Genomic DNA, 26,776 nt, shown 5'->3' on the forward strand with positions numbered 1-26,776 from the left:
CTTGGGGGACCTCTGTGGACGAAGAGTTGAAGCGCATCGCACGTGGCGGACTGCGCAGGGGCCGAGACCTTGCTCGCAAGGTCTACAACGACTCGCCCCTCTACAGCCGGGCCGACGACGTACGACTGCTCGTCGACTGCCCGCTGTTCGACCACGAGTGGTACGCGGAGCAGGTCGGTGAGCGCCTCGACCGCAAGCGGGCCGCCCGGCACTATCTCGAGCAGGACCCGGCCAAGCCGCTGGCGCAGCCCAGCCCGCTCTTCGACCCGGAGTTCTTCGTCGCGCGGCTGACCCCGCGGCTGCGCAAGCAGATGGGCGATCAGGACCCGTTCCTCTACTGGCTGCGCGCCGAGCTGTGGCTGCAGCCGACGCACCCGCTCTTCGACACCGACGGCTACACCGAGCGGCGCAAGACCGAGAACTTCTACGGCGGCGCGATCGGTCACTACGTCGACCGGGGCGCCCGCAACGGACGCCGCGCCAACGACTGGATGGAGCAGGTCGACGGCCGGTTCCCCGACCTGCGCGACTGGATCCGCGACCGGCGCGCGGAGTGGCAGGCCCGGCAGGGCGGCCCGAAGACCTGGCGGCCGGACATCGACCGCGCCCCGGCTGCCCCCGCCGGTCGTGAGCCGGTCGGCACGGTCAGCGTCATCGTCGATCTGGGCGCCTCCGACGAGTTCGCCCGGGCGACGCTGGACAGCGTCGCCGCCCAGACCGGGCTGAGCACCGAGGTCATCGTCATCGACCGTGGCCTGACCCCGTCGGTCGCCGAGGTCATCGCTGAGGTCACCCCTGGCGCCCTGGTGGCGCTCGGCGACCCGGACCGCGGTGAGCCCGGCGTCGTCGCGGCGTTCTCGCAGGTGAGCGGCGACTTCGTCGCGTACGTCGCCGGGGGAGATGTCTGGATGCCCGGCCGTCTCGCGCGGCTGGTCTCGGCGGCCGCGGCGGCCGGGAATCCGCTGGTCGCCGACGTGCTGGAGCGTCCGTGGCAGGCGGAGCAGCGGTTCGCCGTCGACGTACCTCCAGCCTCGCCGGGACCCGATGTGCCCGGTCCGTTGATGCGGACCCTGCTCTCGCGACTGCTGATCTCGGCGCCGCTTCTGGCGGAGGTCGGTGGTCCCCGTGACGACATCGGCTTCGGCTGGGCCTACGACCTCGCGCTGCGGCTGACCTCGAAGGCCACCGTCGAGGTCGTGCCCGAGGTCGGCGTCGAGCGCCGCCAGGGCATCAACCCGCGCCGTCCGCGCCAGGACCGGCTCCCGCTCGACCCCTTCGACCTCGAGTCGTGGGACGACGTCGTACGCAACCGGACCTTCATCGACTGGTCCGCGCTCGGCTCGCGCACCCCTGACCCGGACGTGGTCTCGGTGGTCATCCCGACCTACGACGACTCGCTGCTGACCGTGGGCGCGGTCGAGGCCGTGATGGAGCACGGCGCGGGCGAGAAGCGGCTCGAGATCGTGGTCTGGGACAACGGCTCCTCGGCCCGCGTCTCGGCGGTGCTCGACTCGCTGCCGCTGCGGTTCCCCGAGGTGAAGGTGGTGCACAGCACCGTCAACCACAACTTCGCGCTCGGCAACAACCTCGCCATCCCGTACGTCACCGGGGAGACCGTGGTCTTCCTCAACAACGACACCACGGCGCTGGCCGGCTGGCTGGAGCCGCTGGTCTCGGCCCTCGAAGATCCCGAGGTGCTCGCGGTCCAGCCGCTGCTGCTCTACCCGAGCGGGTCGGTGCAGTCGGCCGGGGTCGTCTTCCCGCCCTTCGGTGGGCTGCCCTACAACATGCTCGCCGAGTACCCGCCCGAGGACGCCGCCGGTCTCGACGGACACCCGTTCTCCGCGCTCACCGGCGCGGCGCTGGTGATGCGCTACCGCGACGTCGTCGCATGTGAGGGGTTCGACCCGATCTTCACCAACGGCATGGAGGACGTCGACCTGTGCCACCGGCTCGCCGCGCAGCGTCCGGGCTCGTTCCGGGTCGTGACCTCCGCCGAGGTCGTCCACCACGAGTCGAAGTCGAAGGGTCGCTTCGCCCGTGCTCCGCGCAACCGGCTGATCTACCTCGACCGCTGGGCCGGGCGCACCGAGCCTCGTGACGACGTGGCCGCCTGGGCGGCCTGCGGCTACCAGGTCGTCGGCCGGGCGGCGGCCGGGAACCCGACCGGTCCTGCGAAGACGTACGCCGCCACCCGCCCGATCCTCGCCCCGATGCCGCGGGCCTCGGTCGTCGAGGGCGTCCCGCAGCTGCGCTGGTCGATCAAGATCTCCGCGCCCGGGGCGCCGGAGGGGGAGCGGTGGGGTGACACCCACTTCGCCCGTGCGCTGGCCCGCTCGCTGCGTAGGCTCGGCCAGTCAGCGGTCGTCGACCACCACTACGAGTGGGAGCGGCCGAGCGCGCTCGACGACGACGTCGTGGTCACCCTGCGCGGCCTCTCGCGCTACTTCCCCGCGCCCGACGGCCGGATCAACATCGGCTGGGTGATCTCCCACCCCGACGCGGTCACCCGCGCCGAGGCGGCCTCGTTCGACCGGCTGCTGGCGGCCGGGCCGATCTGGGCCGAGCGGATGTCGGCACGGTGGGGCATCCGCATCGACCCGCTGCTGCAGGCCACCGACCCCGAGCTGTTCAACCCCGACCGGGCGCTGCCCGACTCCGGTCACGCGGTGCTCTTCGTCGGCACCTCGCGCGACGTCGAGCGCCCGATCATCCACGACGCGGTCTCGGCGGGCCTGCCGCTGTCGGTCTACGGCCACGGCTGGGAGCCCTACATCCCGCGCCACTACGTCAAGGCCCAGCACATGTCCAACACCCGGCTCGGCGCCGAGTACCGGGCCGCTGGGGTCGTGCTCAACGACCACTGGGCCGACATGCGCGACTACGGCTTCATCTCCAACCGGCTCTTCGACGCCGTCGCCTCCGGTGCCCGGGTCATCTCCGACGACGTCGTCGGCCTCCGCGACGTCTTCGGTGACACGGTGCAGGTCTACGAGACCCCCGAGGACCTGGTGAAGTGGTCCTCGATGCCCGACCCCTCGGTCGTCTTCGGCACCGACGAGCACATCCGCGCCGAGGCCGCCCGCATCCACCGCGAACACGGGTTCGACGCCCGCGCCCGATCCCTCCTCGACATCGCGCTCGAGGAGCGCGCCAAACGCGACCGCCCCGAGTGACCCTGTCAGAGTGTCCGCATGACGAAGCTGTCGGTGACCCAGCTGCGCGAACGGGACGCACTGGTCGATGACCTCAGGTCGCTCTCGCCCGAGCAGTGGCGCTCGGCCACCCTCTGCGGGGAGTGGGACGCGGAGGAGGTCGTGTCGCACCTCGGCGCGGCCTCGCGACTCTCGTTCCCGGCCTGGCTGCGCAGCATGATCGGGGCGCGGTTCGATCCGGACGTACACAACCGCAGGCGGCTCGAGGAGTTCCGCGGATCCTCGCCGGAGGAGACGCTCGAGATGTTCGCCGGGATCGGTCCCATCAGGCTGCCGAGGAAGGAGAGCGTCGGCGGGCTGGGGGAGATGATCGTGCACGGCGAGGACATCCGGCGGCCCCTCGGCATCCGGCACGACCCCGACCCCGAAGGGCTCTCGGCGGTCGCCAGGCTCTTCGCCACCAAGGACTTCGCGGTCAACAGCAAGTCGCTGGTCGAGGGACTCCGGCTCCGAGCGGTCGACGCGGAGTTCGTGGCCGGAGATGGTCCCGAGGTCAACGGGCGTCTGCTCGATCTGGTCATGGCAATGGCCGGAAGGCGCCAGGTGCTCGAGGACCTGAAGGGAGACGGGGTCTCCGAGCTGCGGCGCCGGCTGGACTGAGCACTCCGAACCATCTGGTTCGTCCAGGGGGCCGTAAGGTGGCTGATGCGATGACGGCACCACGGTATGGGGGAGACGGGTTGGGCAGCGACCGGAGTCGGCTCGAACGGTTGATGCAGGAGTCCGTCCGGGTCTCCCCGGCGCCAGGAAGCCATTCGCCTGCCTGGCGCGCGAGCGTGACGCTGCTCGTCGGATTGGTGGCGCTGGCCGGCATCGGACACATCGAGCTGGCCGCGTACGCCTGTTTCGGCACCTTCGCCTCGATCTACGGTGGCCGCCAGCCGCTGCGAGGACGGTGGCGGACCCAGGCTGCGGCCGGGGCGCTGATGTGCTTCGCGGTCCTGTGCGGCGCGCTCGTGGCGACCTCCTCGCACCGGGCCTGGCTCGTCATCCCCGTCGCTGCGGTATGGGCCGCGGCCGGGTCGATGCTCTCGGACCGGTTCGTGCTGCGGCCTCCGGGACCGATGTTCCCGGTCTTCGCGGTGGCGACCTGTGCCGCGCTCCCGGTGACCATGCCGGGGGTCGTGGTGGCGGTCGGCGTGGCGGCCGCCGCGGCCCTGATCGCGGTGCTCCTCGGGCTGCTCGAGGAGCGCCTGGCCGGCAGTGGAGCCTCGGTCGAAGCGAGCCGTGGTGAGGTACGGCTCGACCACGCGACGGCCGTCGTGGTCGCGGTCGTGGTCGCCGGCACGATCTCCACCGCGCTCGGGCTCAGCCACACCTATTGGGCGATGGTGGCCGCGGCGGTGCCGTTCGGCGTCACCGGGCTGCTGGCGCAGACGACCCGCGGACTGCAGCGTGTGGTCGGCACCCTGGTCGGCCTGGTCCTGGCAGCGGTGCTGCTCTCGGTCTCGCTCCCCGCCCTCGTCGTCGCGGTGGTCGTCGCCGCGCTCCAAGCGGTCACCGAGCTGCTCGTCGGACGTCACTACGGCCTCGCCCTCGTCGCCATCACCCCGCTCTCGCTGCTGATGGTCCAGCTCGGCCACCCGCAGCCCGTCGACGCCCTGCTCTGGTCCCGCCTCGCCGAGACCCTCCTCGGCGTCGTCGTGGGCCTCGCCGCCGCCCTCGCCCTCCGCGAGTTCCGCCGCCGCTGACCCGCCGAGGCGTCACGTACGTCGGCCGAGACGTCACATATGGCGGACGAAACGGCACTTACGTCGGCCGAGACGTCACGGCAGTGCCAAGTCGGCCGTCCTAAGCGACGCTTCGGCCGTCCTCAGTGACGCTTCGGGCGTCCGGACGCCGAGGTAGAGGATTTCGGGCCGAGGCGGCGCAACCNGACTTGTAGGGACCCTCGACCGGGACGCCGAGGTAGTCGGCCTGAGCCTTGTTGAGCTCGGTGAGCTCGACGCCGAGGGCGTCGAGGTGGAGGCGGGCGACCTCCTCGTCGAGCGCCTTGGGCAGGACGTAGACGCCGATCGGGTACTCGTCGGTCTTGGTGAAGAGCTCGATCTGCGCCAGCGTCTGGTTGGTGAACGAGTTCGACATCACGAAGCTCGGGTGACCGGTGGCGTTGCCCAGGTTGAGCAGGCGACCCTCCGACAGAACGATGATCTTCTTACCATCGGGGAAGATCCACTGGTGGACCTGCGGCTTGATCTCGTCCTTGACGATGCCCGGGATCTTCGCGAGGCCGGCCATGTCGATCTCGTTGTCGAAGTGGCCGATGTTGCCGACGATGGCCTGGTTCTTCATCTTCTCGAAGTGCTCGACCCGGATGATGTCGAAGTTGCCCGTCGTGGTGATGAAGATGTCGGCGGTCTCGACGACCGACTCCAGGCGGCGGACCTCGTAGCCGTCCATCGCCGCCTGCAGAGCGCAGATCGGGTCGATCTCGGTGACGATGACGCGAGCGCCCTGGCCACGCAGCGACTCCGCGGAGCCCTTGCCGACGTCGCCGTAGCCGCACACGACCGCGACCTTGCCGCCGATCATCACGTCGGTGGCGCGGTTGATGCCGTCGATGAGCGAGTGGCGGCAGCCGTACTTGTTGTCGAACTTGGACTTGGTGACCGAGTCGTTGACGTTGATCGCCGGGAAGAGGAGCGAGCCCTCCTTGAACCGGTCGTAGAGGCGCAGGACACCGGTGGTGGTCTCCTCGGTGACGCCCTTGATGCCGTTGGCGATGTTGGTCCAGCGCTGCGGGTCGTTGGTCAGCGAACGGTCGAGGACCCGGAGGACCTCCTTGAACTCCTCGTTGTCGGTGGAGTCCTGGCCCGGCACGGCGCCGGCCTTCTCGAACTCGACACCCTTGTGGACGAGCAGCGTGATGTCGCCACCGTCGTCGAGGAGCATGTTGGGGCCGACCTTGTTGCCGTCGGCGTCGGTGAAGTCGAAGACCTTCTCGGCCTCGTCCCAGTATTCCGCCAGGGTCTCGCCCTTCCAGGCGAAGACCGGGGTGCCCTGCGGGTCCTCGGCGGTGCCGTTGCCGACGACGACGGCAGCGGCGGCGTGGTCCTGGGTGGAGAAGATGTTGCAGGTGGCCCAGCGCACGTCGGCGCCGAGCGCGGTCAGCGTCTCGATCAGGACGCCGGTCTGGATCGTCATGTGCAGCGAGCCGGCGATGCGGGCGCCCTTGAGCGGCTGGTCCTTGCCATAGCGCTCGCGCATGGCCATCAGGCCCGGCATCTCGTGCTCGGCGAGGGAGAGCTCCTTGCGGCCGAACTCGGCCAGGCTCAGGTCGGCAACCTTGTAGTCCATGGTTATTCCTTACCGAAGTTAATGCGGGCCTGCGTCGCGCATCTGCGCATCAGCGGGATCTCCCACGCAGGTTGCTCTCAGACTACAAGCGCTGGTTGACGGGAGCGGTAATCCGCAACCAACAGTTCGCCTGTGACCCTGTCGGAAACTAGAACGAGTTCCTATTATTGGCGGGCATGATGGCACCCACACCCGACCCGCACACGGTCCAGGGCGACTGCGCCCCTGCGTACGAGCCCTTGCGCGACCGGCTCGCGCGCAACCTCTCCTCCGGAGCCGACCTCGGTGCCTCCGTCGCGGTGATCCGTGACGGCGAGCTCGTGGCCGATCTGTGGGGTGGTGAGGCCCGGCCGGGCGAGGCGTGGCAGGAGGACACCATCGTCCGGGTCTGGTCGGTGACCAAGACGATGGCTTCTCTGACCGCACTCGTACTCGCCGACCGTGGCCACCTGGACCTGGACGCTCCGGTCGCGGCCTACTGGCCCTCGTTCGCCGACGAGCGGGTTCTCGTCCGCCACCTGCTCTCTCACACCTCCGGCATGTCCGGGTGGACCGAGCGGCTCTCCACCGAGGCGCTCCTGGACCTGCCGCTCGCCAACGAGATGCTCGCCCGACAGGAACCCTGGTTCGAGCCGGGCTCGGGGTCGGGGTACCACATGGTCTCCTACGGGCATCTGGTCGACGGCCTGGTCCGTGGCGCCACCGGGAAGCCGCTCTCGGAGGTGTTCGCCGAGCTGGTCGCGGGGCCGCTGAGGGCCGACTTCCACCTGGGTGTCCCGGAGAGCGAGCTCGGCCGCTGCGCCGACCTCGAGGCTCCCCCGCCCGGAGGGATCGACGTCGCCGCGCTGCCCGAGGGCAACCTGATGATCCCGACCCTGGTCAACCCGAAGCTGGATCCGGCCGAGTTCAACACGGGCCCGATGCGAACGGTCTCGTTGGCGGGGATCAACGGTCACGGCAACGCCCGCTCGATCGCCCGGATCCAGTCTGCCGTCTCCCACGGCGGGGAGGTCGACGGCGTACGTCTGCTGTCACCGGCCACCATCGAGCGGATCTTCGAGGTGCAGGCCGACGGTGTCGACCAGGTGCTGCTGACGCCGATGCGATGGGGAATCGGCTACGGCCTGCCGCAGCCGGTCGCGGCGCCGGCGGTGCCCGAGGGACGGGTCTGCTGGTGGACCGGCTACGGCGGTGCGATCGTGGTCAACGACGTGGAACGGCGGGTCACGGTGGCGTACGCGATGAACCGGATGACCCAGCACATGACCTCCTCGGAGCGCACCGACGCCTACGTGCGCACCGCCTTCGAGTGCGTGGAGGCGGCTGGCATGGAGGTGGCCCGATGAGCGAGGTCAAGGTCTGCATCATCGGTGCCGGTTGCTCGGGCATCACGACGGCCAAGCGGCTCAAGGAGTTCGGGGTCGCCTACGACCAGTTCGAGCTCTCCGACGACGTCGGCGGGAACTGGTACTTCCGCAACCCCAACGGGCTCTCCTCGGTCTACGAGTCGTTGCACATCGACACCTCGACCAGCCGGCTGGAGTTCGAGGATTTCCCCGCGCCGGAGTCGTTCCCGCACTTCCCGCACCACACCCTGATCCACCAGTACTTCCGCGACTACACCGACCACTTCCGGCTGCGGGAGCAGATCACGTTCAACACCGGGGTCGAACGAGCCACGCAGCGCGAGGACGGCTCCTGGGAGGTCACCCTGTCGACCGGGGAGACCCGCTCCTACACCGACCTGGTGGTCGCCAACGGCCACCACTGGTCACCGCGGCTGCCTGCGTGGGAAGGCGAGTTCGCCGGCGAGATCGTCCACAGCCATTCCTACGTCTCCCCGTTCGAGCCCGTCGAGATCCGCGGCAAGCGGGTGATCGTGGTCGGGATGGGCAACTCGGCGATGGACATCGCCTCGGAGCTGTCCTCGCCCTGGATGGCGTCGAAGCTGTACGTCTCCGCGCGACGAGGCGTGTGGGTGCTGCCGAAGTATCGCAACGGGCAGCCTGCCGACAAGGTGATGGCGCCGCCCGACATCCCCAAGGAACAGGCGTTGGCGGCCTCCCGCGAGCTGATCCGCGGGCTGGTCGGGTCGATGTCGACGTACGGGCTCCCGGAGCCCGACCACGAGCCGCTGTCCGCGCATCCGTCGGTCAGCGCCGACTTCCTGACCAAAGCAGGCTCGGGCGACATCCACATGCTTCCCGAGATCGCTCGGTTCGAGGGATCGACGGTGCATCTCGTCGACGGCTCGTCGGTCGAGGCGGACGTGGTGATCGCGGCAACCGGCTACGACATGTCGTTCCCGTTCTTCGACCCCGCCGAGGTCTCGCTGCATCCCGACGCCGACCACCGCTATCCGCTGTTCAAGCGGATGATCAAGCCGGGCGCCGACCACCTCTATTTCATGGGGCTCGCCCAGTCCTCGCCCACCATCGTCAACCTCGCCGAGCAGCAGTCCAAGCTCCTGGCCCGCCTGCTCACCGGGAGCTATGCGCTTCCGCCTGTCGAGGATCAGGAGCGCATCCTGAAGGCCGACGAGGAGGCTCACCTGGAGCAGTACTACGCCGCCCCACGCCACACCATCCAGATCGACTTCGCCCGCTACGTCATCGACCTGATGGCCGAGATCGAGGCCGGGGAGGCACGAGCAGCCGGGGCCGGGTAGGCGCAGGTGCGTCAGTGCTTCTTCTTGAACGGCAGCAGGTGGAGTACGCCGACCACGATCGCGCCGACGATGAGCCCGACGAGCGCGGAGAAGAAGGTGTTGACCAACCAGGCGGCGGCCGCGCCGACGGCGCCGAGGGCGTGGTGAACCTCCTCCTCGAGGTGGTGCACGGTGTCGTAGGGCCACGCCCAGCCGGGGTGGCCGGCGGCGAGGCCGTTGACGTCGTGGACACCGACCAGGATCAGGTGGCCGCCGACCCAGAGCATCGCGATGGTGCCGACGATCGAGATCACGGTGAGCACCTTCGGCATCGCCGAGACCATGCCCAGGCCGAGCCGCTGGGCGAAGGCGCCGGGGCGCTGCGAGAGCGACAGGCCGGCGTCGTCCATCTTCACGATCAGGGCGACCACGCCGTAGACCACGATCGTGATCAGGAAGGCGACCGCCACCAGAGCGCCGAGGCGCATCCAGAAGCCCTGGTCGATGACCTCGTTGAGCGCGATCACCATGATCTCCGTGGAGAGGATCAGGTCGGTGCGTACGGCACCCGCGATCATCGTCTTCTCGGCCTCGGGCCCTTCCAGGGCGACCGGCGTCTCGTGGGCCTCCTCGTGCGGCCGGACCCATTCCAGGACCTTCTCGACGCCCTCGTAGGCGAGGAAGGCGCCACCGAGCATCAGGATCGGGGTGATCGCCCAGGGCGCCCACTGCGCCAGGATCAGCGCCACCGGCAGGATGATCAGCAGCTTGTTGCGCAGCGAGCCGAGCGCGATCTTCTTGATGATCGGCACCTCACGCTCGGCGGCGATGCCGTGAACGTACTGCGGCGTCACCGCGGTGTCGTCGATGACGACCCCGGCGGCCTTGGCCGAGGCCTTGCCGGCGGCAGCGCCGACGTCGTCGACGGACGCAGCCGCCAGCTTGGCGATGGCGGCTACGTCGTCGAGGAGTGCGAAGAGTCCGGCGCTCATGCCGTCGCCTCCGTAGTGGAGGGCGAAGAATACGGACGCGACGGCCTGAGGCCTACTGTCGCTCGCTGTCGCTCGCTCATGACTCGAACCTTAGCGGGCGGGCCGTGCTACTCGACGCCCTGCTCCCGGAACCGCTCCGAGAGCGGGTACTCCTTGAAGTAGTCGGTCTTGATCCTCAGCCAGTCCCCGTTGACGATCATCTCGTCGATCGCGTCGTCGGCCTGGTCCCTGAGCCCGTCGCCCTTGCGGAAGACGAAGGCGATGGGGGCCTTGTCGGACGGAAAGACGATCCGCTCCTCCATCGGGATCGGGGCGCTCTTGATCAGCCCCTCGGTGAAGGGCGCGTCGTAGAAGAACGAGTCCGCCTTGCCCGTGGCGACCGCCTCGAGCGCGGCCGCCTCGTTCTTCCGCTTCACGATCTCGGCCTTCGGGAAGCGTGCCTTGAGGATGCTCTCCTGCGCGGTGCCGTCCACGATGGCGACCCTGGTGCCGTTGACGTCCTTGAGCTTCTTGATCGGGGAGTTCTTCGGGGTCGTGAAGGACAGGTAGGTGACGAAGTAGGGGTGCGAGAAGTCGTACGCCTCCTCGCGCTCCTCGGTCACGCTCACCTGGGAGGCGATCATGTCGATCTTGCCTTCGTCGAGCGCGGTGAACAGGTCGGCGAAGTCCATCGGGACGAACGACGGCTTGATGCCGAGCGACTCGGTGACGCCGAGGGCCACCTCGTAGTCGAAGCCCTTCACGGTGGAATCTTCGGTGTAGTAGACCGGCGCACTGTCCAGCACGCCGATCTTGAGCTGGCCGTCATCGGCGGCGCTGCTGCGCCTGGCGGAGGAGGGGCCGGTCGTCTCAACCGTGTTGGAGACCACGATCAGGATCACCAGAAGGGTGACCGCGCCCGCAAGGATGAACTTCAGGGATTTCATACGACGTCCTGGTTGGGGGGAGGGGTGCGCCGAGACACTGTGACCTGGCTGCGCCAGGCCAGCGGGCATCGTAGGCTACTGGACTTCAGGCGCCCCAAAGTGGGGCGAGCCGCGTCAGGCTCAGGCGCCCTTGTCCTTGAAGACCTCCGAGAGCGGGTACTCCTTGAAGTACTCCTTCTTGATCTTCAGCCACTTCCCATCGAGGATCATCTCCTCGAGGACTCCGTCGATCGTCTTCTTGCGCTCGTCACCCTTCTGCATGACGAACCCGATCGGAGCATCGTCCGCCGGGTAGACGATCGCCTCCTTCAACGTGATCGGCGCCCGGCCGATGATCGGCGCGGTGTAGGGCGCGTCGTAGAAGAACGCGTCGGCCTCGCCGGTCTCGATCGCCTTGACCGCGGAGTCCTCGTCCTTGGCCTTGATGACGTTGACGTTCTCGTACTGCTCGTCGAGGTAGCGCTCGTGGATGGTGCCCTCGACGACAGCGATGTTCTTGCCGTTGATGTCGTCGCGGGTCTTGATGGGCGAGTCCTCCGGGGTGAGGAAGGACAGGTAGGTGACGAAGTAGGGCGCGGTGAAGTCGAAGTCCTGCTTCCGCTCCGCGGTCTCGGTGACCTGGGCGCCGATCATGTCGATCTCGCCGGCCTCGAGCGCGGTGAAGAGGTCACTGAAGTCCATCACCACGAACTCCGGCTTGGCGCCCAGACCCTCGGCGACGCCGAGCGCCATCTCGTAGTCGAATCCTTTGGTCACGCCGTCGACCTTGTAGTAGGCGGGCTCGGTGCCGTCGACGCCGATCCGCAGCGTGCCTCCTGCGGAGGCGCTCTTCTCATCGGTCGCTTTGGGGGCTGGGTCGGCGAAGTAGCCGCCGATGACCAAGACCCCTAGAAGGGCCAGGGCGCCGGCGACGACAAACTTGATGTGATTCATGCGGAAGTCCTGTGTTTTCGGGATGGTGGGGCATGCCCGTCACGTCGGCGCCGAGAATCCGAGACGTGCTGGCCAAGAGTGGCCGGACGATGTTGCATCAAACACCTGTCTGCTCCCCCGCGTCCAGGTTTTCGTCCATCGCTGTCACGATCTGTCACGATCCGTGACCGAACCTTCACCGCCCTGCGTGACACAGATCACGCACATCGTTCACCTTTGAGAACCCGCCCCAGGTGAACGGAACCAAACACAGACACCCGTGCCTCAGGCGCCCTTTTCCCTGAAGACCTCGGAGAGCGGGACCGCCTCGAAGTAGTCCGTCTTGATCTTCACCCACTCCCCGTTGAGGACCATGTCCTCGATGACCTCGTCGATCTGCTCCTTGCGCTGATCGCCCTCCCGAACGACGAACCCGATCGGGGCGTCCTCGGCCTGGTAGACGATCGGCTCGGTCAGCGGGATCGGCGCACCCTTGATGACCGACCGGGAGTAGGGAGCGCCGTAGAAGAACGCGTCGGCCTCGCCCCGCCCCATCGAACTGACCGCGGCGTCCGCGTTCGGAGTCTTGATGACGGTGACGTCCTCGTACTGCTCTTCGAGGTAGCGCTCCTGGACGGTGCCCTCGACGACGGCGACCTTCTTGCCGTCGATGTCGTCGCGGCTCTTGATGGTCGAGCCCTTCGGGGCGAGGAAGGACACGTACGTCACGAAGTACGGAGCGCTGAAGTCGTACTTCCGCTCCGCCTCCTCGGTCTTGGTGACCTGGGCACCGATCATGTCGATCTCGCCCGCATCTAGGGCCGGGAAGAGCTCGTTGAACTCCATCTCCACGAACTCCGGCTCCGCACCCATGCCCTCGGCGACACTGCGCGCCATCTGGTAGTCGAAGCCCTTGGTGACGCCGTCGACCTTGTAGTACGCCGGCTCCGCGCTGTCGACGCCGATCCGGAGGGTGCCGCCGGCCGCGGCACTCGCCTCGTCGGTCGCGGGCGGGGCGGGGTCGGAGAGTCGTCCACTGAAGACGATCGCGCCCAGGAGGGCAAGGGCACCGACGACGACGAACTTGGTCTGGCTCATGGGAGGGGGATCCTGTTCCAGGGAGGGGCCAGCCTTCGATGTGGCTGAATTGTTGCCAAATCCAACAGCGGGCCACTCCCCGGCGTCCAGGGTCTTCAACTCATAGCGAGATGGCGCCTACGACCCTGACCGTGCGATATGAGCCAGATCACACGTTTCCGTCCGTCATTCGGAATTAACCGTCGTTAACCAGGCCCAAACGAAGATACTCCGCGGAGTATGTGCCCTGGAGCAGCAGGGACGCGTAGCGGGCGACCTCCGTGGTCGCGTTCGCCTCGACGACCTCCACCCGTACGCCGCGCGTGTCCGCGGCCTCGGTGAGCAGGCGTCGCTGCTCGACCATGATCGGATCGGTCGCGCCGTCGTCGAGGATGACCAGGACGGGACGTACGGACGCCTCCTCCTCGGCGAAGGGGTCGTCGAAGACGTTGCGCGGCCGCGCCGCCTCGAGGACCGGGAGCAGGTCGTCGGCGTCACCGGCGATGGCACCGCGGCCGCTGGCCCGGCGCAGGTTCTCGGCGACACGACGGGCCGCGCGGGCGGCCAGGACGGAGCCACCCCACACGACCGGGAGCGAGTCGGCCAGCGAGATCGCCAGGATCTTGCCCGGGTTGACCGAGATGTCGCGATGCGGCGAGCAGGCGGTGGCGACATCGTCGAGAGCGTCGGCCACCTTGTCCGCGTCGGCCTCCGGACCGAGACCGACCGAGTTGAGGTAGGTGAGCATCAGGATCGCCATCGCGAGCGTGTCCCCGCCCTCGACCGGGAGCAGGGTGCTGTCGCGCCCCTCGGCGTGCTGGGCGACCAGCGACTTCTCCGGAGCGGCCACGACCAGCTGGGCGCCACGGCGGACGGCCTCGGCGGCGGCCGAGGCCTCACCCGGGTCGGAGCCGGTCGGGGCCAGCACGACCACGAGGTCGAGGCTCCCGGCCCAGCCCGGCAGACCCGGGGCCGGCCAGGCGACGAACGGAACCGGGCAGAACGGCTCGAGGACGGCGCGCAGCAGACGCGAGTCGGGACCCGCCGCGACGACGGCCCGAGGTCGGCCGGACTCTGCGGCGCGGCGTACGGCCTCCTGCAGGGGCTCTGCGGCACCCGCAGCTTCCCGGCGGACCCGGGCTCCGGACTCGGCCAGCGAACGCAGCAGCAGGTCGATACCGGCCAGCGCTCGCTCGTCGTCCAGCCTGGACTCGTCGAACCAGGTCATCGCGGCCTCACTCGCCCTTGGTGGGACGGGCCTCGTCGATGAGCAGGACGGGAATGCCGTCGCGGACCGGGTAGGCCAGCCCGCACTCCCCCTGGCAGACCAGCTCGCCATCCTGGTCGGGCACAGTGGCCTCGACGGGCAGCAGGTCGCCGTGGCACTGCGGGCAGACGATGATCTCGAGCAGCTTCTCGCTCAGGCCCAGAGGTGTCGTTGCGCCAGTCATGCGCCTCGCCTTTCGTTCGGTGGAGTCTTTCGGATGATCGCGAGCGCCTCGTCGCGCACGCGCTCCATGGTGAGTGTGTCCTTGCCCTCCGCGTTGAGCCGCAGCAGCGGCTCGGTGTTGGAGGCGCGTACGTTGAACGACCAGTCGGCGTGGGAGAGGGTCAGGCCGTCGAGCTTGTCGACGGTGACACCGTCGCGCCCGGCGTACGCCTTCTCGATCTCGGCCACGGTGGCGGCCTGGTCGGGGACGGTGGAGTTGATCTCGCCGCTCATCGGATAGCGAGCGTAGGCAGCCAGCAGCTCGCTCAGCGGCTGGTCCGTCTCGGCAAGGGCCGCGAGGACGTGCAGCGCGGCGAGCATGCCGGAGTCGGCGCGCCAGAAGTCGCGGAAGTAGAAGTGGCCGCTGTGCTCCCCGCCGAAGGCCGCCTCGGACTCGGCCATCACGGCCTTGATGTAGGAGTGGCCGACGCGGGTGCGTACCGGGGTGCCGCCGAGCTCGCTCACGATCTCCGGAACCGCGCGGGAGGTGATCAGGTTGTGGATGATCGTCGCGCCCGGCTCCTGGGCCAGAGCACGCTCGGCGATCAGCGCGGTGATCGCGCTCGGGCTGACCACCTCGCCCTTCTCGTCGACCAGGAAGCAGCGGTCGGCGTCGCCGTCGAAGGCCAGGCCGGCGTCGGCGCCGGTCTCGCGCACCTTGGCCTGCAGGTCGACCAGCGTCGTCGAGTCGAGCGGGTTGGCCTCGTGGTTGGGGAAGGTGCCGTCGAGCTCGAAGTACATCGGGATCAGCTCGACGGCCTCCGCGCCCAGGCGACCGAAGACCGCGGGCGCGGTGTGGCCGGCCATGCCGTTACCTGCGTCGGCGACGACGGTGAGCCGGCGACCCGTGACCGGGGCCAAGCTGAGCAGGTGCGCGGCGTACGCCTCCAGCACATCGGTCTCGCTGATGTCGCCGGAGACATCGGCGATCGGAACCTCGCCGGAGATGACCAGATCACGGATCTCGTCGAGCCCGGTCTCGGCACCGACCGGGACCGCGTTGGCCCGGCACAGCTTGATGCCGTTGTACTGCGCCGGGTTGTGGCTGGCGGTGAACATCGCGCCCGGCAGGCCGAGGTGACCGGAGGCGAAGTAGAGCTCGTCGGTCGAGGCCAGCCCGATCATCGTCACGTCGGCACCGGCCTCGGTCGCACCATCGGCGAAGGCGCCGGCGAGCGCCGGGGAGCTGGGCCGCATGTCGTGACCCACCACGATCTCTCCGCCACGGGCGTCGACGACGTGTACGAAGGCGCGCCCGGCGAGTCGGGCGAGGTTCTCGTCGATCTGGTCAGGGACGGTGCCACGGACGTCGTACGCCTTGAAGACGGCGTTGGCGATGTCGGGGTCGACTCTCTCCGGCATGTCCGGAACTCTAGTCGTCCTACTCCGACGTCAACACGCGGAGGTGCCCGCGGCGGGTGCCGCCGGGGCGGGGCTGGCCGTCGTTCGCCCCCGGCTCGTCGGCGTCGTCCTGCCCGGGCGCCCCGACGGGTCCTCGCGGGGACGGAGCCGGCGGCCTCGCGGCCTCACGGACGGCATCGGCCAGAGCCAGCAGGTCATCGCCCTTGGGCTGCGGGTCGACGGGCTCACGGGCCAGCCTGACGACCTCCCAGCCCCTGGGCGCGGAGAGCCGCTCGGCATGCTCCTCGCACAAGTCATAGGCATGCGGCTCGGCATAGGTCGCCAGCGGGCCGAGAACGGCCGTCTGGTCGGCGTACACATAGGTGAGCGTGCAGACGGCTTGACGCTGGCAGGCGGTACGCGAACAACGACGAGCAGTCACGGGTGAACCGTACTCCCCTGAGGCCAGCCGCGCAGTTAGGCTCGCGTACATGACCAGGCACAGGGATCGGCACGGCCGTGGGAGACGCGGCCCGATGGCCGTCCCGACCGACCCGAAGGTGCCGGTCCTGCGCACCCGCCGCGAGCGCTTCGACGACATCGCGCTCGCCATCGTCACCGAGATCGACGGTCGCTGGCAGTCACGGCTGGGCCTGATCGAGTACGCCGTCGAGGAGTCGCCGGACATCCCCAAAGAGTGGACCGTCGAGGACCACATCCCGCTCGGGTCGCTCGAGCGTGGCGCCGGCGCGAAACCCGCGCGGCTGGTGATCTACCGGCGGCCGATCGAGCACCGCTGCCACACCCGGTCCGAGGTCGAAGCGATGGTTCTCATGGTCGTGGTCGAGCAGATCGCGGATCTGCTCGGGATCGCTGCCGAGGACGTGGATCCTCGGTATCAGCCCTGATCTGTGTTTGCAGGGCGCTTGCGGGCTGTGTGTTCGTGGTTGGTGTGGGCCCCAGGTGCTGGCTCCTCCGGAGGTAGCCGTTTCCGAGGCGAACGAAAATTCGTTCGCCCCACCACCGCACCAGGAGGAGCCCCACCCTGGGTGAAAGAAAATTCTCTTTCACCCTCCAACCCGGTCCCTCCGGCGAGGGGTGCCCGGGCCCGAACGAAAATTCGTTCACCCCACCGTCCAGCCACCCGTCCCAAGCCCGTGCCCAACCGAATCGCCGCACCAAACCCCTGCCGCCGGCCCGATAACCAGCCAAATCTTTTCTCGGCGACGGCCGGTGTCAAGGATCGCCGAAGGCGACCGGCGAAGCCGGCGGCCGCAGGCCGTCCTTTACTCCGGACGCCGCCGAGAACACCCTCCAAACAAGGGTCGGCGGCAAACACCAACCCCAAAACACACCAACCCGCCGACGTGCAGTGCTGAAGACTCAGCGCTCCAACGGAAGCGGCAACCCCGGAGCAACCCCAGCAGTACGCACCTCGGTCCGCAGCGGACGGAACGGAACCACCGCATCCCCATCCCCGCTCATCACCACGGCCGCGTTGATCTCCACGCCCGCAGGCACGAGCTGGATCAGCGCTGCCTCCGCGGGCACCTCGACCTCGGCACCCAGCCCGGGGCCGACATCGACGGACTTGGCCTTGAGCGCCTTGCCCTTCGCGGTCATCGGGACCACCTTGACGGTGCCGCTGGTCCCGGTCTTGGCGACCGGCCCGGAGATCAGGACCCGCTTCTTGCCGACGCCGCCGCCGGCCGGGACGACCACCGCGGTCGGCTCCGAGATCGTCTCGGTGGCCGTGGTGATCGCGACGTCGCCGCGGTCGACGGAGCGCATCGCGGTGGCGACCGGGCCGGTGGCGACGATCTCCACCCCGTACGCGTCACCGGCGCTGTCCTTGCCGAGCAGCCTGGTCAGGTCGACCTGCGTCTGCCCGTTGGGCGGGACGCTGATCTCCGGAGCGCCCTCCGGGGTGAGCACGTTCTTCGGGGTGAGCAGGCGCAGCTCCGCGCTCACCTGGGCATCGCCCGGATTGGTGACGGTGAGCGTGCGGCTCGCGGACTTGTTGGGGTAGCCGACCAGCAGGTTGGTCTCGGCCGGCGTCGACTGACCCGGGAAGTAGTCCTCGGTGCCCTTCTCCGTCTCGAGCGCGATCGCACGGTCACGGACCATGACCCCGGCCTGGCCGCGTACGACCGTGGTCTTCAGGGAGAGCTCGCCCTTGCGCGGGATCACGTGCAGCAGGTCGAAGGTGCGGGTGGTGTTGCCGGGGATCGCGACGCCGCGGAGGTCCTCGGGGACCGCCACGACGCCCTTCTCGTCGTAGAGCGAGATGTCGACCGTGGCCGCGCCGCTGTTGGGGTTCGTGAGCTCGAGGATCGAGTTGTGGGTGGCACCCGCACCGACGCCCGGGAACCAGGCTTCCGCCTGCGGAGGCAGGCAGCCCGTCGCCGCGAGCGGCTTGGTCGTCGAACGTCCGGCGACCAGCCCGGGCGCGACCTCCTTGCCCGCCTTGACCACGACCGAGCCGGGCTTGACCGACGCGCTGGTGACCTTGCCGGACCCCGCGGTGGTCTCGGCGCCGTCGCCCGCGCCTGGGCCGCTCAGCGTGACCTTGCCGGACCCCTTGGCAGCATTGGTGACGGCGACCTGGTCGGCGCCGGACTTCGGCTTGCCGGGGCACACCACGGTGGCCGCCGTGGGCGCGCTGCTGTCGGCGGCCAGCTTCGGCTGCTCCCACTGGTGGGGCCGGTTGAGCAGCAGCGCGACGGCCATCGCACCGACCAGACCCAGTGCCACCAGCACGGTGTTGTCGAGGCGGCGGCCGCGCTGCCTGCGTACGCGGCGCAGCCGGGGTCGTGCAGCGGCCGCCGCTGCGGCGGCAGCGGCCATCCGTCCGCCCTTGGCCCGCTCCTGCTCGGCCTCCGGCTCCTCCGCCCGCATCTCGTCGGCGGTCGGCCACGCCTCGAACTCCGGCTCGAAGCCACCCCGGAACTCGCCGGTCCGATAATCGCCGGTCTGATAATCGCCTTCGTACGCCGGCGGGTAGCCCGTCTGGGCGAGCATCTGTCCCGTCTCCGGGCCCGGCACGTAGGGCTCCTGGGCGTAGAGCTGCTCCGGGGTGTAGCCCTCCGGCGGCGTCTGGGCCGTCTGACCCGTGTATGGGTCGGCGAACGGGTCCAGCATCCACGGCTCCTGGCCGTAGACGTCGTCGGCCTGCGGCTCGTGCGAGCGGTCGTAGGGGTCTCGTGAGTGACTCATGCCGACTCCCTCCTCTGGATCAGCGTCGGCAGGCACAGGACCAGGACCACGAACAGCCCGATCCCGGCCAGGACCAACAGGATCGTACGGATGATGGACTGCGACTCGGTCACGCCCGGGTCGCTCGGCTCGGAGTCGAGCAGCCAGGCACGCGTCGAGCGCTCGACGGTGCTCGCCTGGGTCACCGACCCGGAGGCGTCGATCCCCTCGGCGACCGAGGAGTCGGCCGGCCCGGGCATCACGATGTAGGCCACGCCCTGGGCGGCCAGATCACCGATCACCGCGTCGTCGGGGTCGGCGGCCAGGCGGCGTACGACTCCGGTTAGCTCCTCGGAGCCACCGGCGACCTGCGCGATCTCGTCCTCACCGAGGGTGATCCCGTCGTTGCGCAGGACGGCGTAGCGGATGCCCTCGTCGACCGAGCCGCGCAGCACGAGGACGCCGTCCTCCGGGCCGAGGGTGGTCGAGGTCGGGTCGAGCATGTAGGAGGGCACCCCGATGTGGCCGAGGGCCCGGGTGTTGTCGGTGAGGTCGCCGGTGCCGGCGTAGACGAACCAGCCGAGGCTGCCGACGACGCCGACCGCCGCGACCGCAGCGGCCGCGCCGACCATGACCTTCCGCAGCCCGTTCAGGCCGTCGAGGATGGCGCCCTGGGCACCCAGCACCGCCGCGACCACCGCGAAGCCCTGGATGGCGACCAGCGGGAAGCCCCAGCCGACCCGGGCGATGCCGGCGTCGAGCGGGATCGGGATCCAGGACAGCAGCATCGTGACGACCGCCGTCGCGACCGCGCCGATCCAGCAGACCATGACCGGGATCCGCGTGCGGCTCGGGATCAGCGCGAGCACGGCCAGCAGCGGCAGTGCCAGGCCCAGCCACCATGGGGCGCCGAGATCGGCACCGTCGAGCCCGGTCAGGCGGCCCACGAGCAGGTCGAACCCGCCGGCGGCCGGGGCCGGCAGCCGGCCCGGGTCGAGCAGCAGAGCGGCCCAGCCACCGGAGAAGAGCGCCGGCAGCCACCACGGAAGCAGCAGCCCGACCGGTGTCGCGATGGCCGCGGTGGGCGGACCCCACTGGTCGCGGTCGCTGAGCACGGCCGGCATCAGCCGGCGGGCGACGATGAAGATGACCGCCGCGAAGACGGCAGCGACCAGGAAGGCCATCGGCGCGAAGGCGGTGATGACGGTCAGCAGCAGACCGGTGCGCCACCCGGCGCGCCAGCGGCGGTCGGCGACGGGGTCGCTGAACCCGAGCGCGGCATGGGCGAGCCACGGCAGCAGCGCGCCGACCACGACCGCACCGATCCGGCCGTCACCGAAGGCACCGCTGACGTAGGGAACCAGGGCGTACGCCGTCGCGCCCCACAGCAGCAGCCAGCGCGGGGCGCCGAGGTGGCTGATCAGCCGGCCCGCGACCCGCAGCAGCCGCCACGCACCGCCGAGCGCGATCGGGAAGCTGAGCAGCATCACGGCGGCGACCGCCAGGCTCGGGTTGCCGCCGAGGATCGTGGCGAGCACCGCCAGCGGGAAGACGTGCGGCGGCGCGGGAACGCCGGTGCCCTGCGAGATCGCGTGCCACGACTCGAACTGCAGCTGCCACCAGTCACCCACGTTCTGGGGCGTCGGCCCGAGGCCGCTGCCGGCCACGCCGCCGAGCGCGGCACGGGCCCCGATGACGCCGAGGATGCCGATGACGACCAGGAGCACCGCGACCGGGTTGGTGAACAGACGCACCAGCCATCCGGTCTCGGCGGGGATCTCGTCCTCCTCCAGCTGGGCCCGGTCGGCCTGCCGCTTGGCGGCGAAGGAGGCCGGGTCGGCCTCGGCCTGCGCCATCTGGCGCCGCTCGGCGATGTCGGAGGCCTGCAGGGTGACCGCGGTGGCGACGTCGGAGACGAAGTCGAGGCCGTGACGGTAGGGCAGCCACGGCGGAGGCAGCAGCGCCTTGACCACGTCCTTGTCGGCGTGCGCCTGCTTCCGGCGCCGCCGCTTGGCGAGCATGATCTGGCCGGTGTGGCCGTAGATCCAGCCCAGCGCGGCCAGGTCGTCGAGCGCGGTCCCGGGGTCGCGCACCAGGATGAAGCCGAGCATCCGCCACAAGGTCTGGAAGAAGAACCTGACCATCCACAGCGCCAGCGTCCCCGGCCGGCCGTTGACCAGCAGCGTGTAGAGCGCGGCCCGTCGCTCCTGGTAGTGGATCCGGCGACCGGTCAGCTGCGTCTTGCGTACGCCGCGGTGGGCCGCCTCCACGTGGAAGACGACCGCATCCGGGACGGCGATGGTCGTGAAGCCGGCGTTGGCGGCCCGCCAGCCGAGGTCCATGTCGGTGCCGAGCACCGGGAGGTGCTTGTCGAAGCCGCCCAGGTATTCGAGGACCTCGCGGCGGATCAGCATGCCGGCAGTGTTGACGGCCAGGACGCGGCGTACCTCGTCGTGCTGGCCCTGGTCGTACTCGCCCCGCTCCAGGCCGGTCTCCCGGGCTCCGGTGACCGAGATCGAGACACCGAGCTCGAGCATCCGGCGCAGCGAGGGCCACTCCCGGATCTTGGGGCCGAGGATGTCGGCCTCCGGGTATTCCGCGGCGGCGTCGAGCAGGGTCGAGAGCGCGTGCGGGTCGGGGGTGGAGTCGTCGTGGAGGAACCAGATCCACTCCGGCGGCTGCGCCGCCTGGTGGAGGATGGCGAGCGCCTCGTTGGCCGCGTCCGCGAACGTCGTCGACGCCGGGAGCTTGACCACCTGGGCGAAGGTCTCCTCCAGGATCTCGACCGACCTGTCCGTCGAGCCGGTGTCGATCGTGACGGCAAAGCTCACCGGAGCCTGCTGGTTCCTGATCCCGTCGATGACGGTCGGAAGCCAGCCGGCGCCGTTATGAGAGACGAGGACGAGGGCGACCGACGCATGCACGATCGGCAACCCTAGTGCCCAACTGGTGATAGACCGAATGGACCTGTCGAGCGATCGGCCACGCCCCCGCAGGTATTTGTCCGGAAAAGATCAGCAGGCCCAGACCATGATGGTCCGGGCCTTGCTGGCTCGTGCTTGGTATTGCCTCAGACTGCGCGCTTCTTCAGCTTGCGGCGCTCTCGCTCGGAGAGTCCACCCCAGATTCCGAAGCGCTCGTCGTTGCCCAGAGCAGACTCAAGGCAGTCCTGGCGCACCTCGCAGGTCTGGCAGACCTTCTTGGCCTCCCGAGTCGATCCACCCTTTTCAGGGAAGAACGCCTCCGGATCCGTCTGCGCGCACAGGGCGCGCTCCTGCCAGCCCCCTTCGTCGGTGTCCGGCTCGAGGAGAAACAGCTCTCTCATCGTCTTTCCGACCTTTCGACCCTATTCAGCTTGTTTTCGGGACCGTGACCCCATCTTGGGCCAGTCACCTCACGCCATCGGCAGGTAACCGATCCCCCCGTTTTTTGCGGGTACTGCATCTTGTTACGGCCTAGGCCATCACTTTGATGCAGTTCCCTGCCGAAATCTTCCCGAGATTTTCAAGCGCTGTCGCCACCGCTATCGGTCCCCGTTTCAATTTCGAATCACACTGATGAAATTACATGCCTGTCGGTGCCACAAGTCAACCCTCAAATCTGCTAGGGCCGCTCTAACACAGGCTTTCCGCACCGGCTGGAGCAGGGTTGCTGGCCCCCGTCTGAGAGGCTAGGGCCATGCGTGACATCACCGTTCTCTCCGGCGGCCATGGTGGTTCGAAGTTCATCTCCGGGCTCCTCCACGGCATCTCTGCCGGCCGTCTCCCGGGCATTGAGGAAGATGCCCGGGTCACCGTGATCGCCAATACCGCCGACGATCTGTGGATGCACGGCGTCAAGGTCTGCCCCGACCTCGACACGGTGATGTACACCCTCGGCAACGGATTCGACCATGAGCGCGGCTGGGGCCGCAAGGCCGAGACGTGGTCGATCAAGGAGGAGCTCGAGGCCTACGAGGTCCCCGGCACCTGGTTCGGGCTCGGCGACCGCGATATCGCCACGCATCTCGTACGCACCCAGATGCTCGAGACCGGCTTTCCGTTGTCGCAGGTCACCGCCGCGTTGTGCGAACGCTGGCTGAAGCCTGTATGGGGCGACCGCGTGCAGCTGCTGCCGATGACCGACGACCGCGTCGAGACCCATGTGGCGATCAAGGACGAGAATTCACCCAGTGGACTCTCGGTCGTTCACTTCCAGGAATACTGGGTACGCCTCCGGGCCGGCGTTCCCGTCGAGAAGCTGATCTTCGTGGGGCAGGACGAGTCGAAGCCGGGCCCCGGGGTGATGGACGCGCTGCTGAAGTCCGACCTGGTGATCGTGCCCCCGTCCAACCCGGTCGTCTCGATCGGGACCATCCTCGGCGTACCCGGGATCCGGGAGGGATTGGTCGCCACCTCGGCCCCCGTGGTGGGGATCTCGCCGATCATCGGCGGTCATCACGTACGCGGCATGGCCGAGCAGATGCTCGCCGCCATCGGCGTCGACGCGACCGCCGCCGGAGTCGGTCTGCATTATGGGACGCGGGGCTCGGGCGGGGTCCTCGACGGCTGGCTCGTCGACGCCACCGACGCCGCCGCGGTCCCCTCGCTCGCCGAGTCGGGGCTGAAGGCGGCCGCCGTACCGCTGTGGATGTCCTCCGAGGACGCGACCGCCGACATCGCCGCCGCCGCGGTCGAGCTGGTCACCCGATGACGCGGTCCACGAGCGGGCCGATGAGCGGACTGGGCATCACCGTCACCGCCCCCGACGGCGTACCCGAAGTGCGTAAGGGCGACGACCTCGCCGCCCTGCTCCTCGACGCCCTGGAGTCCCCTCTCATCGACGGCGACATCGTCGTGGTCACCTCGAAGGTCGTCTCCAAGGCCGAGGGTCAGGTGCGGGAGGGCAACCGGGACGATTCGCTCCCCGGCGAGACGACGCGGGTGGTGGCCCGACGCGGGCCGACCCAGATCGTGCGCAGCCGGCTCGGGCTGACGATGGCTGCCGCCGGGATCGACGCCTCCAACGTCGAGGCCGGTCACATCGTGCTGCTCCCCCTGGACCCCGACGCCTCCGCGCGTGCCCTGCGCGCCACGTTCCGTGACCGCACCGGCGCGAACGTCGGGGTGATCATCACCGACACCGCCGGACGCGCCTGGCGCGACGGACAGACCGACATCGCCATCGGCGCCGCCGGCCTCGAGGTGCTGGAGAGCTTCGCCGGCCAGGTCGACGCCTACGGCAACGATCTCGTCGTCACCGCCCCCGCCGTCGTCGACGAGATCGCCTCGGCGGCCGAGATCTCCCAGGGCAAGCTGGGCGCGCGGCCGTTCGCGGTCCTGCGCGGCCGGGCGGACCTCGTCCGCGAGCCGGGCGACGACGGGCCGGGAGCGAGCGCGCTCATCCGCCCCGAGGGATCGGACTTCTTCGGCTTCGGGGCCAGGGAGGCCGTCGTACGCGCCCTGAAGGGTGCCGCCGAGGACCAGGCTCCGTTCGGTGCCACGGCAAGCGTCGAGGAGCTCTCCGCGGCCGTCGCGGAGGTGACCGGGACCGCCCCCGTCCCGCACCGGGACGGGCTTCGGGTGGCCAGAGCCGACCCCGCGGTGATCGCCGCGCTGGCATTCGCCCACGGCTGGCGATGCGAGCGCGAGGAGAATAATCACGGGGCAACTTCCCTTCTGCTACCACTGACCACCTAGAATCTGCGCGTCCCGACAAAAGACCCGAGGTACGCCGAACCGTGGCCAACAAGTCGCTCAACAAAGACCGCCGTGCGGTCATCAACGACATCCGCAAGAAGCAGGGCCGCGCCGAGCGCGTCCGAGGCTGGGCGATCATCGGTGTCTGCATCGCCTTCGCCGTCGTGATCGTCGGCGCTGCCGCATGGACGCCGATCAGCGGCTTCATCAAGGACAGCGAGTACAAGGACGTCGCTCTGCCGGACATCGGGAAGAGCGCCAAGGCGGCCGGCTGCCAGAAGGTCACCGAGATGGCGGCCGACGGGAACCAGAACCACATCGCCACCGGCACCGAGCAGACCTATACGACTGCTCCCCCGGCATTCGGCCCTCACTGGAACGAGGCCAACGTCGCGCCGGCCGACATGTCGCGCAAGTTCTACACCCCCGAGGACCGTCCCGACCTCGAGGCTCTGGTGCACAACCTCGAGCACGGCTACACGATCGTGTGGTACGACGACACCGTCTCCGAGGACGAGCAGGACGAGCTGCGCGCGATCGGTGACAAGTTCGCCGGCACCTCCAACTTCCGCTACAAGTTCATCGCGGCCCCGTGGACCGCTGCCGACGCCAAGGAGACCGCGGTCGCCGGCGACAAGAAGACCGAGTTCCCCTCGGGCACCCACATCGCGATGACGCACTGGTACGCCGACGCCGCCAACCCGACCGAGGCGTCCACCCAGAAGGGCGTCTTCCAGTACTGCGAGGGCGTCTCCGGCGAGGCGATCAAGGACTTCATGGAGAAGTACCCCTACACCGACAGCCCCGAGGCCCAGGCCATGTGATTCTGGCCCTCAGGACGTACGAAGCGGCCGTCTCCCTTCGGGCAGGCGGCCGCATCTCATTTCCCCTGGTCGATCTCCCAGCCTCAGGTGAGGTCGGTGCGGTCGGAGTCCTTGAGGGCGGCGACGATCTTCTTGACCTGCTGGGCATGCGTGCGGGTGGTGACCAGGACGGCGTCGTCGGTGTCGACGACGACGATGTCCTCGAGACCGATGAGGGCGACCATGCGGCCCGAGTGGGGCACGACCAGGCCGGTGGAGTCGAGGGCGTGGACGAGCGAGGCATCGCCGAGGATCGTGGGGCCCTCGGGCGATGCGGTGGCGGCGGCCTGGAGCAGCGTCGCGAGCGAGTCGAAGTCGCCGATGTCGTCCCAGCCGAGGTCGGCGGGCACCGTGGCGACCTTGCCGGCGGCGGCAGCGGGCTCGGCGACCGCGTGGTCGACCGCGATCTTCGGCAGCGTCTCCCACAGCTCCTCGAGCCGCGACGGCTCGGCGGCGATGGCCCGCAGCCGGTCGGTGAAGCCGGGGTCCGACTCCGCGAGCAGGTCGAGGAGGACCGTGGGACGGACGACGAACATCCCGGCGTTCCAGCGGTAGCGGCCGGTCGCGAGATAGCCGGCCGCGACCTCCGCCGACGGCTTCTCGACGAACTCGTCGACCAGGTAGGCCCCCGGGTGGCCGTCCAACGGCTTGCCCTCGGCGATGTAGCCGAACGCGGTCGAGGCGAAGGTCGGCGAGATCCCGATCGTCACCAGCCAGCCGTCCGCGGCGATCGCCGCGGCGCTGCGTACGGTCTCGTGGAAGTTGTCGACGTTGCGGATCACGTGGTCGGCCGCGAAGGAGCCCATCACGGCCCCTGGGTCACGCCGCTCCAGGAAGGCCGCCGCCAGGCCGATCGCGGCCATCGAGTCGCGCCCGCTCGGCTCGGCCAGGATCGCGTCGTGCGGCACCTCGGGCAGCTGCTCGCACACCGCCCGCTCGTGGACCGCGCCGGTCACGACCATGATGCCGTCGGAGACGGGCTCGAGGCGGTCGTAGGTCTCCTGCAGGAGGGTACGTCCGTGGCCGGTGAGGTCGCGCAGGAACTTCGGCTCCGAGGACCGCGAGAGCGGCCACAGCCGCGTGCCGGCGCCGCCGGCGGGGATCACTGCCCAGAACGTCATGCCGCACACCTTAGAGTTTCGAT

21 protein-coding genes and 1 pseudogene are annotated in these 26,776 nt (G+C 69.3%); 9 read left to right on the forward strand and 13 right to left on the reverse strand.

Annotation, left to right across the window (positions count from 1 at the left end; translation table 11 throughout):
• Window positions 1–26: 26 nt before the first annotated feature.
• The 3 genes from ACFX43_RS10800 (at window position 27) to ACFX43_RS10810 (ending at window position 4,906) form a co-directional block, all read left to right on the forward strand.
• Entirely contained in the window at window positions 27–3,176 is a 3,150-nt protein-coding gene (locus tag ACFX43_RS10800; RefSeq protein ID WP_378820471.1) for a glycosyltransferase, read from the forward strand.
• Between the two features lie 18 nt (window positions 3,177–3,194).
• A complete protein-coding gene (locus tag ACFX43_RS10805) occupies window positions 3,195–3,815 on the forward strand; it encodes a maleylpyruvate isomerase family mycothiol-dependent enzyme (RefSeq protein WP_378820473.1) in 621 nt (206 codons plus the stop codon).
• A 176-nt stretch (window positions 3,816–3,991) separates the two neighbouring features.
• On the forward strand, window positions 3,992–4,906 hold the full coding sequence (locus ACFX43_RS10810) for an FUSC family protein (RefSeq protein ID WP_378820475.1): 915 nt from the start codon (window positions 3,992–3,994) through the stop codon (window positions 4,904–4,906).
• A 187-nt stretch (window positions 4,907–5,093) separates the two neighbouring features.
• On the opposite strand, the pseudogene ahcY reads toward ACFX43_RS10810, so the two are convergent.
• A pseudogene (gene ahcY / locus ACFX43_RS10815) lies at window positions 5,094–6,512 on the reverse strand (adenosylhomocysteinase); the annotation flags it as partial.
• A 176-nt stretch (window positions 6,513–6,688) separates the two neighbouring features.
• On the opposite strand from ahcY, the gene ACFX43_RS10820 reads away from it, so the two are divergent.
• The gene (locus ACFX43_RS10820; RefSeq protein ID WP_378820477.1) at window positions 6,689–7,858 is read left to right on the forward strand and encodes a serine hydrolase domain-containing protein; all 1,170 of its coding nucleotides are present in this window, start codon (window positions 6,689–6,691) and stop codon (window positions 7,856–7,858) included.
• A complete protein-coding gene (locus tag ACFX43_RS10825) occupies window positions 7,855–9,180 on the forward strand; it encodes a flavin-containing monooxygenase (protein WP_378820479.1) in 1,326 nt (441 codons plus the stop codon). Before ACFX43_RS10820 ends, ACFX43_RS10825 begins: the two co-directional genes overlap by 4 nt.
• 11 nt (window positions 9,181–9,191) lie before the next feature.
• Here the strand turns inward: ACFX43_RS10825 and ACFX43_RS10830 are convergent, their stop codons facing one another.
• The 8 genes from ACFX43_RS10830 to ACFX43_RS10865 form a co-directional block, all read right to left on the reverse strand.
• Window positions 9,192–10,151: a DUF808 domain-containing protein gene (locus tag ACFX43_RS10830; protein WP_378820482.1), complete on the reverse strand. Its 960-nt coding sequence runs from the start codon at window positions 10,149–10,151 to the stop codon at window positions 9,192–9,194.
• 107 nt (window positions 10,152–10,258) lie between these two features.
• Window positions 10,259–11,077, reverse strand: coding sequence for a substrate-binding periplasmic protein (locus tag ACFX43_RS10835; RefSeq protein ID WP_378820485.1), 819 nt, complete (start codon window positions 11,075–11,077; stop codon window positions 10,259–10,261).
• A gap of 120 nt (window positions 11,078–11,197) precedes the next feature.
• The gene (locus ACFX43_RS10840; protein WP_378820488.1) at window positions 11,198–12,010 is read right to left on the reverse strand and encodes a substrate-binding periplasmic protein; all 813 of its coding nucleotides are present in this window, start codon (window positions 12,008–12,010) and stop codon (window positions 11,198–11,200) included.
• Between the two features lie 264 nt (window positions 12,011–12,274).
• Window positions 12,275–13,087 carry a substrate-binding periplasmic protein gene (locus ACFX43_RS10845; RefSeq protein WP_378820490.1) on the reverse strand — a complete coding sequence of 271 codons (813 nt, stop codon included), beginning with the start codon at window positions 13,085–13,087 and terminating at the stop codon, window positions 12,275–12,277.
• A 175-nt stretch (window positions 13,088–13,262) separates the two neighbouring features.
• Window positions 13,263–14,294, reverse strand: coding sequence for an SIS domain-containing protein (locus ACFX43_RS10850; protein WP_378820493.1), 1,032 nt, complete (start codon window positions 14,292–14,294; stop codon window positions 13,263–13,265).
• Window positions 14,295–14,301: 7 nt separating this feature from the next.
• Window positions 14,302–14,496 (reverse strand): Trm112 family protein, encoded by a 195-nt coding sequence (locus tag ACFX43_RS10855; protein ID WP_373292290.1) that lies wholly within the window; start codon window positions 14,494–14,496, stop codon window positions 14,302–14,304.
• Window positions 14,497–14,513: 17 nt separating this feature from the next.
• Window positions 14,514–15,917 (reverse strand): phosphomannomutase/phosphoglucomutase, encoded by a 1,404-nt coding sequence (locus tag ACFX43_RS10860; protein ID WP_378820496.1) that lies wholly within the window; start codon window positions 15,915–15,917, stop codon window positions 14,514–14,516.
• A 19-nt stretch (window positions 15,918–15,936) separates the two neighbouring features.
• Window positions 15,937–16,389: a DUF3499 domain-containing protein gene (locus ACFX43_RS10865; protein WP_091052677.1), complete on the reverse strand. Its 453-nt coding sequence runs from the start codon at window positions 16,387–16,389 to the stop codon at window positions 15,937–15,939.
• Between ACFX43_RS10865 and ACFX43_RS10870 the strand changes: the two genes are divergently transcribed.
• On the forward strand, window positions 16,388–16,804 hold the full coding sequence (locus ACFX43_RS10870) for a metallopeptidase family protein (protein WP_378820499.1): 417 nt from the start codon (window positions 16,388–16,390) through the stop codon (window positions 16,802–16,804). The genes ACFX43_RS10865 and ACFX43_RS10870 overlap by 2 nt on opposite strands.
• A gap of 475 nt (window positions 16,805–17,279) precedes the next feature.
• Here ACFX43_RS10870 and ACFX43_RS10875 read toward each other — a convergent pair whose 3' ends face one another.
• The 3 genes from ACFX43_RS10875 to ACFX43_RS10885 form a co-directional block, all read right to left on the reverse strand.
• Window positions 17,280–19,112 (reverse strand): DUF5719 family protein, encoded by a 1,833-nt coding sequence (locus ACFX43_RS10875; RefSeq protein ID WP_378820501.1) that lies wholly within the window; start codon window positions 19,110–19,112, stop codon window positions 17,280–17,282.
• Window positions 19,109–22,015 carry a glycosyltransferase gene (locus ACFX43_RS10880; protein ID WP_378820503.1) on the reverse strand — a complete coding sequence of 969 codons (2,907 nt, stop codon included), beginning with the start codon at window positions 22,013–22,015 and terminating at the stop codon, window positions 19,109–19,111. Before ACFX43_RS10880 ends, ACFX43_RS10875 begins: the two co-directional genes overlap by 4 nt.
• A 146-nt stretch (window positions 22,016–22,161) precedes the next feature.
• Window positions 22,162–22,416 (reverse strand): WhiB family transcriptional regulator, encoded by a 255-nt coding sequence (locus ACFX43_RS10885; RefSeq protein WP_008361238.1) that lies wholly within the window; start codon window positions 22,414–22,416, stop codon window positions 22,162–22,164.
• 353 nt (window positions 22,417–22,769) lie between these two features.
• Here ACFX43_RS10885 and cofD point away from each other — a divergent pair, with 353 nt between their 5' ends.
• The 3 genes from cofD to ACFX43_RS10900 are packed head-to-tail and all read left to right on the forward strand — an operon-like array spanning window position 22,770 to window position 25,593.
• On the forward strand, window positions 22,770–23,783 hold the full coding sequence (gene cofD, locus ACFX43_RS10890; RefSeq protein ID WP_378820505.1) for a 2-phospho-L-lactate transferase: 1,014 nt from the start codon (window positions 22,770–22,772) through the stop codon (window positions 23,781–23,783).
• Between the two features lie 20 nt (window positions 23,784–23,803).
• Window positions 23,804–24,769: a coenzyme F420-0:L-glutamate ligase gene (gene cofE / locus ACFX43_RS10895; RefSeq protein WP_378820508.1), complete on the forward strand. Its 966-nt coding sequence runs from the start codon at window positions 23,804–23,806 to the stop codon at window positions 24,767–24,769.
• 41 nt (window positions 24,770–24,810) lie between these two features.
• Window positions 24,811–25,593 (forward strand): DUF3105 domain-containing protein, encoded by a 783-nt coding sequence (locus ACFX43_RS10900; protein WP_378820511.1) that lies wholly within the window; start codon window positions 24,811–24,813, stop codon window positions 25,591–25,593.
• Window positions 25,594–25,676: 83 nt separating this feature from the next.
• Here ACFX43_RS10900 and ACFX43_RS10905 read toward each other — a convergent pair whose 3' ends face one another.
• Window positions 25,677–26,753, reverse strand: a complete 1,077-nt coding sequence (locus ACFX43_RS10905; RefSeq protein ID WP_378820513.1) for a mannose-1-phosphate guanylyltransferase — start codon at window positions 26,751–26,753, stop codon at window positions 25,677–25,679.
• Between the last annotated feature and the right edge of the window lie 23 nt (window positions 26,754–26,776).

It is taken from the genome of Nocardioides sp. YIM B13467 (assembly GCF_042788075.1).
Classification (GTDB): Bacteria; Actinomycetota; Actinomycetes; order Propionibacteriales; family Nocardioidaceae; genus Nocardioides.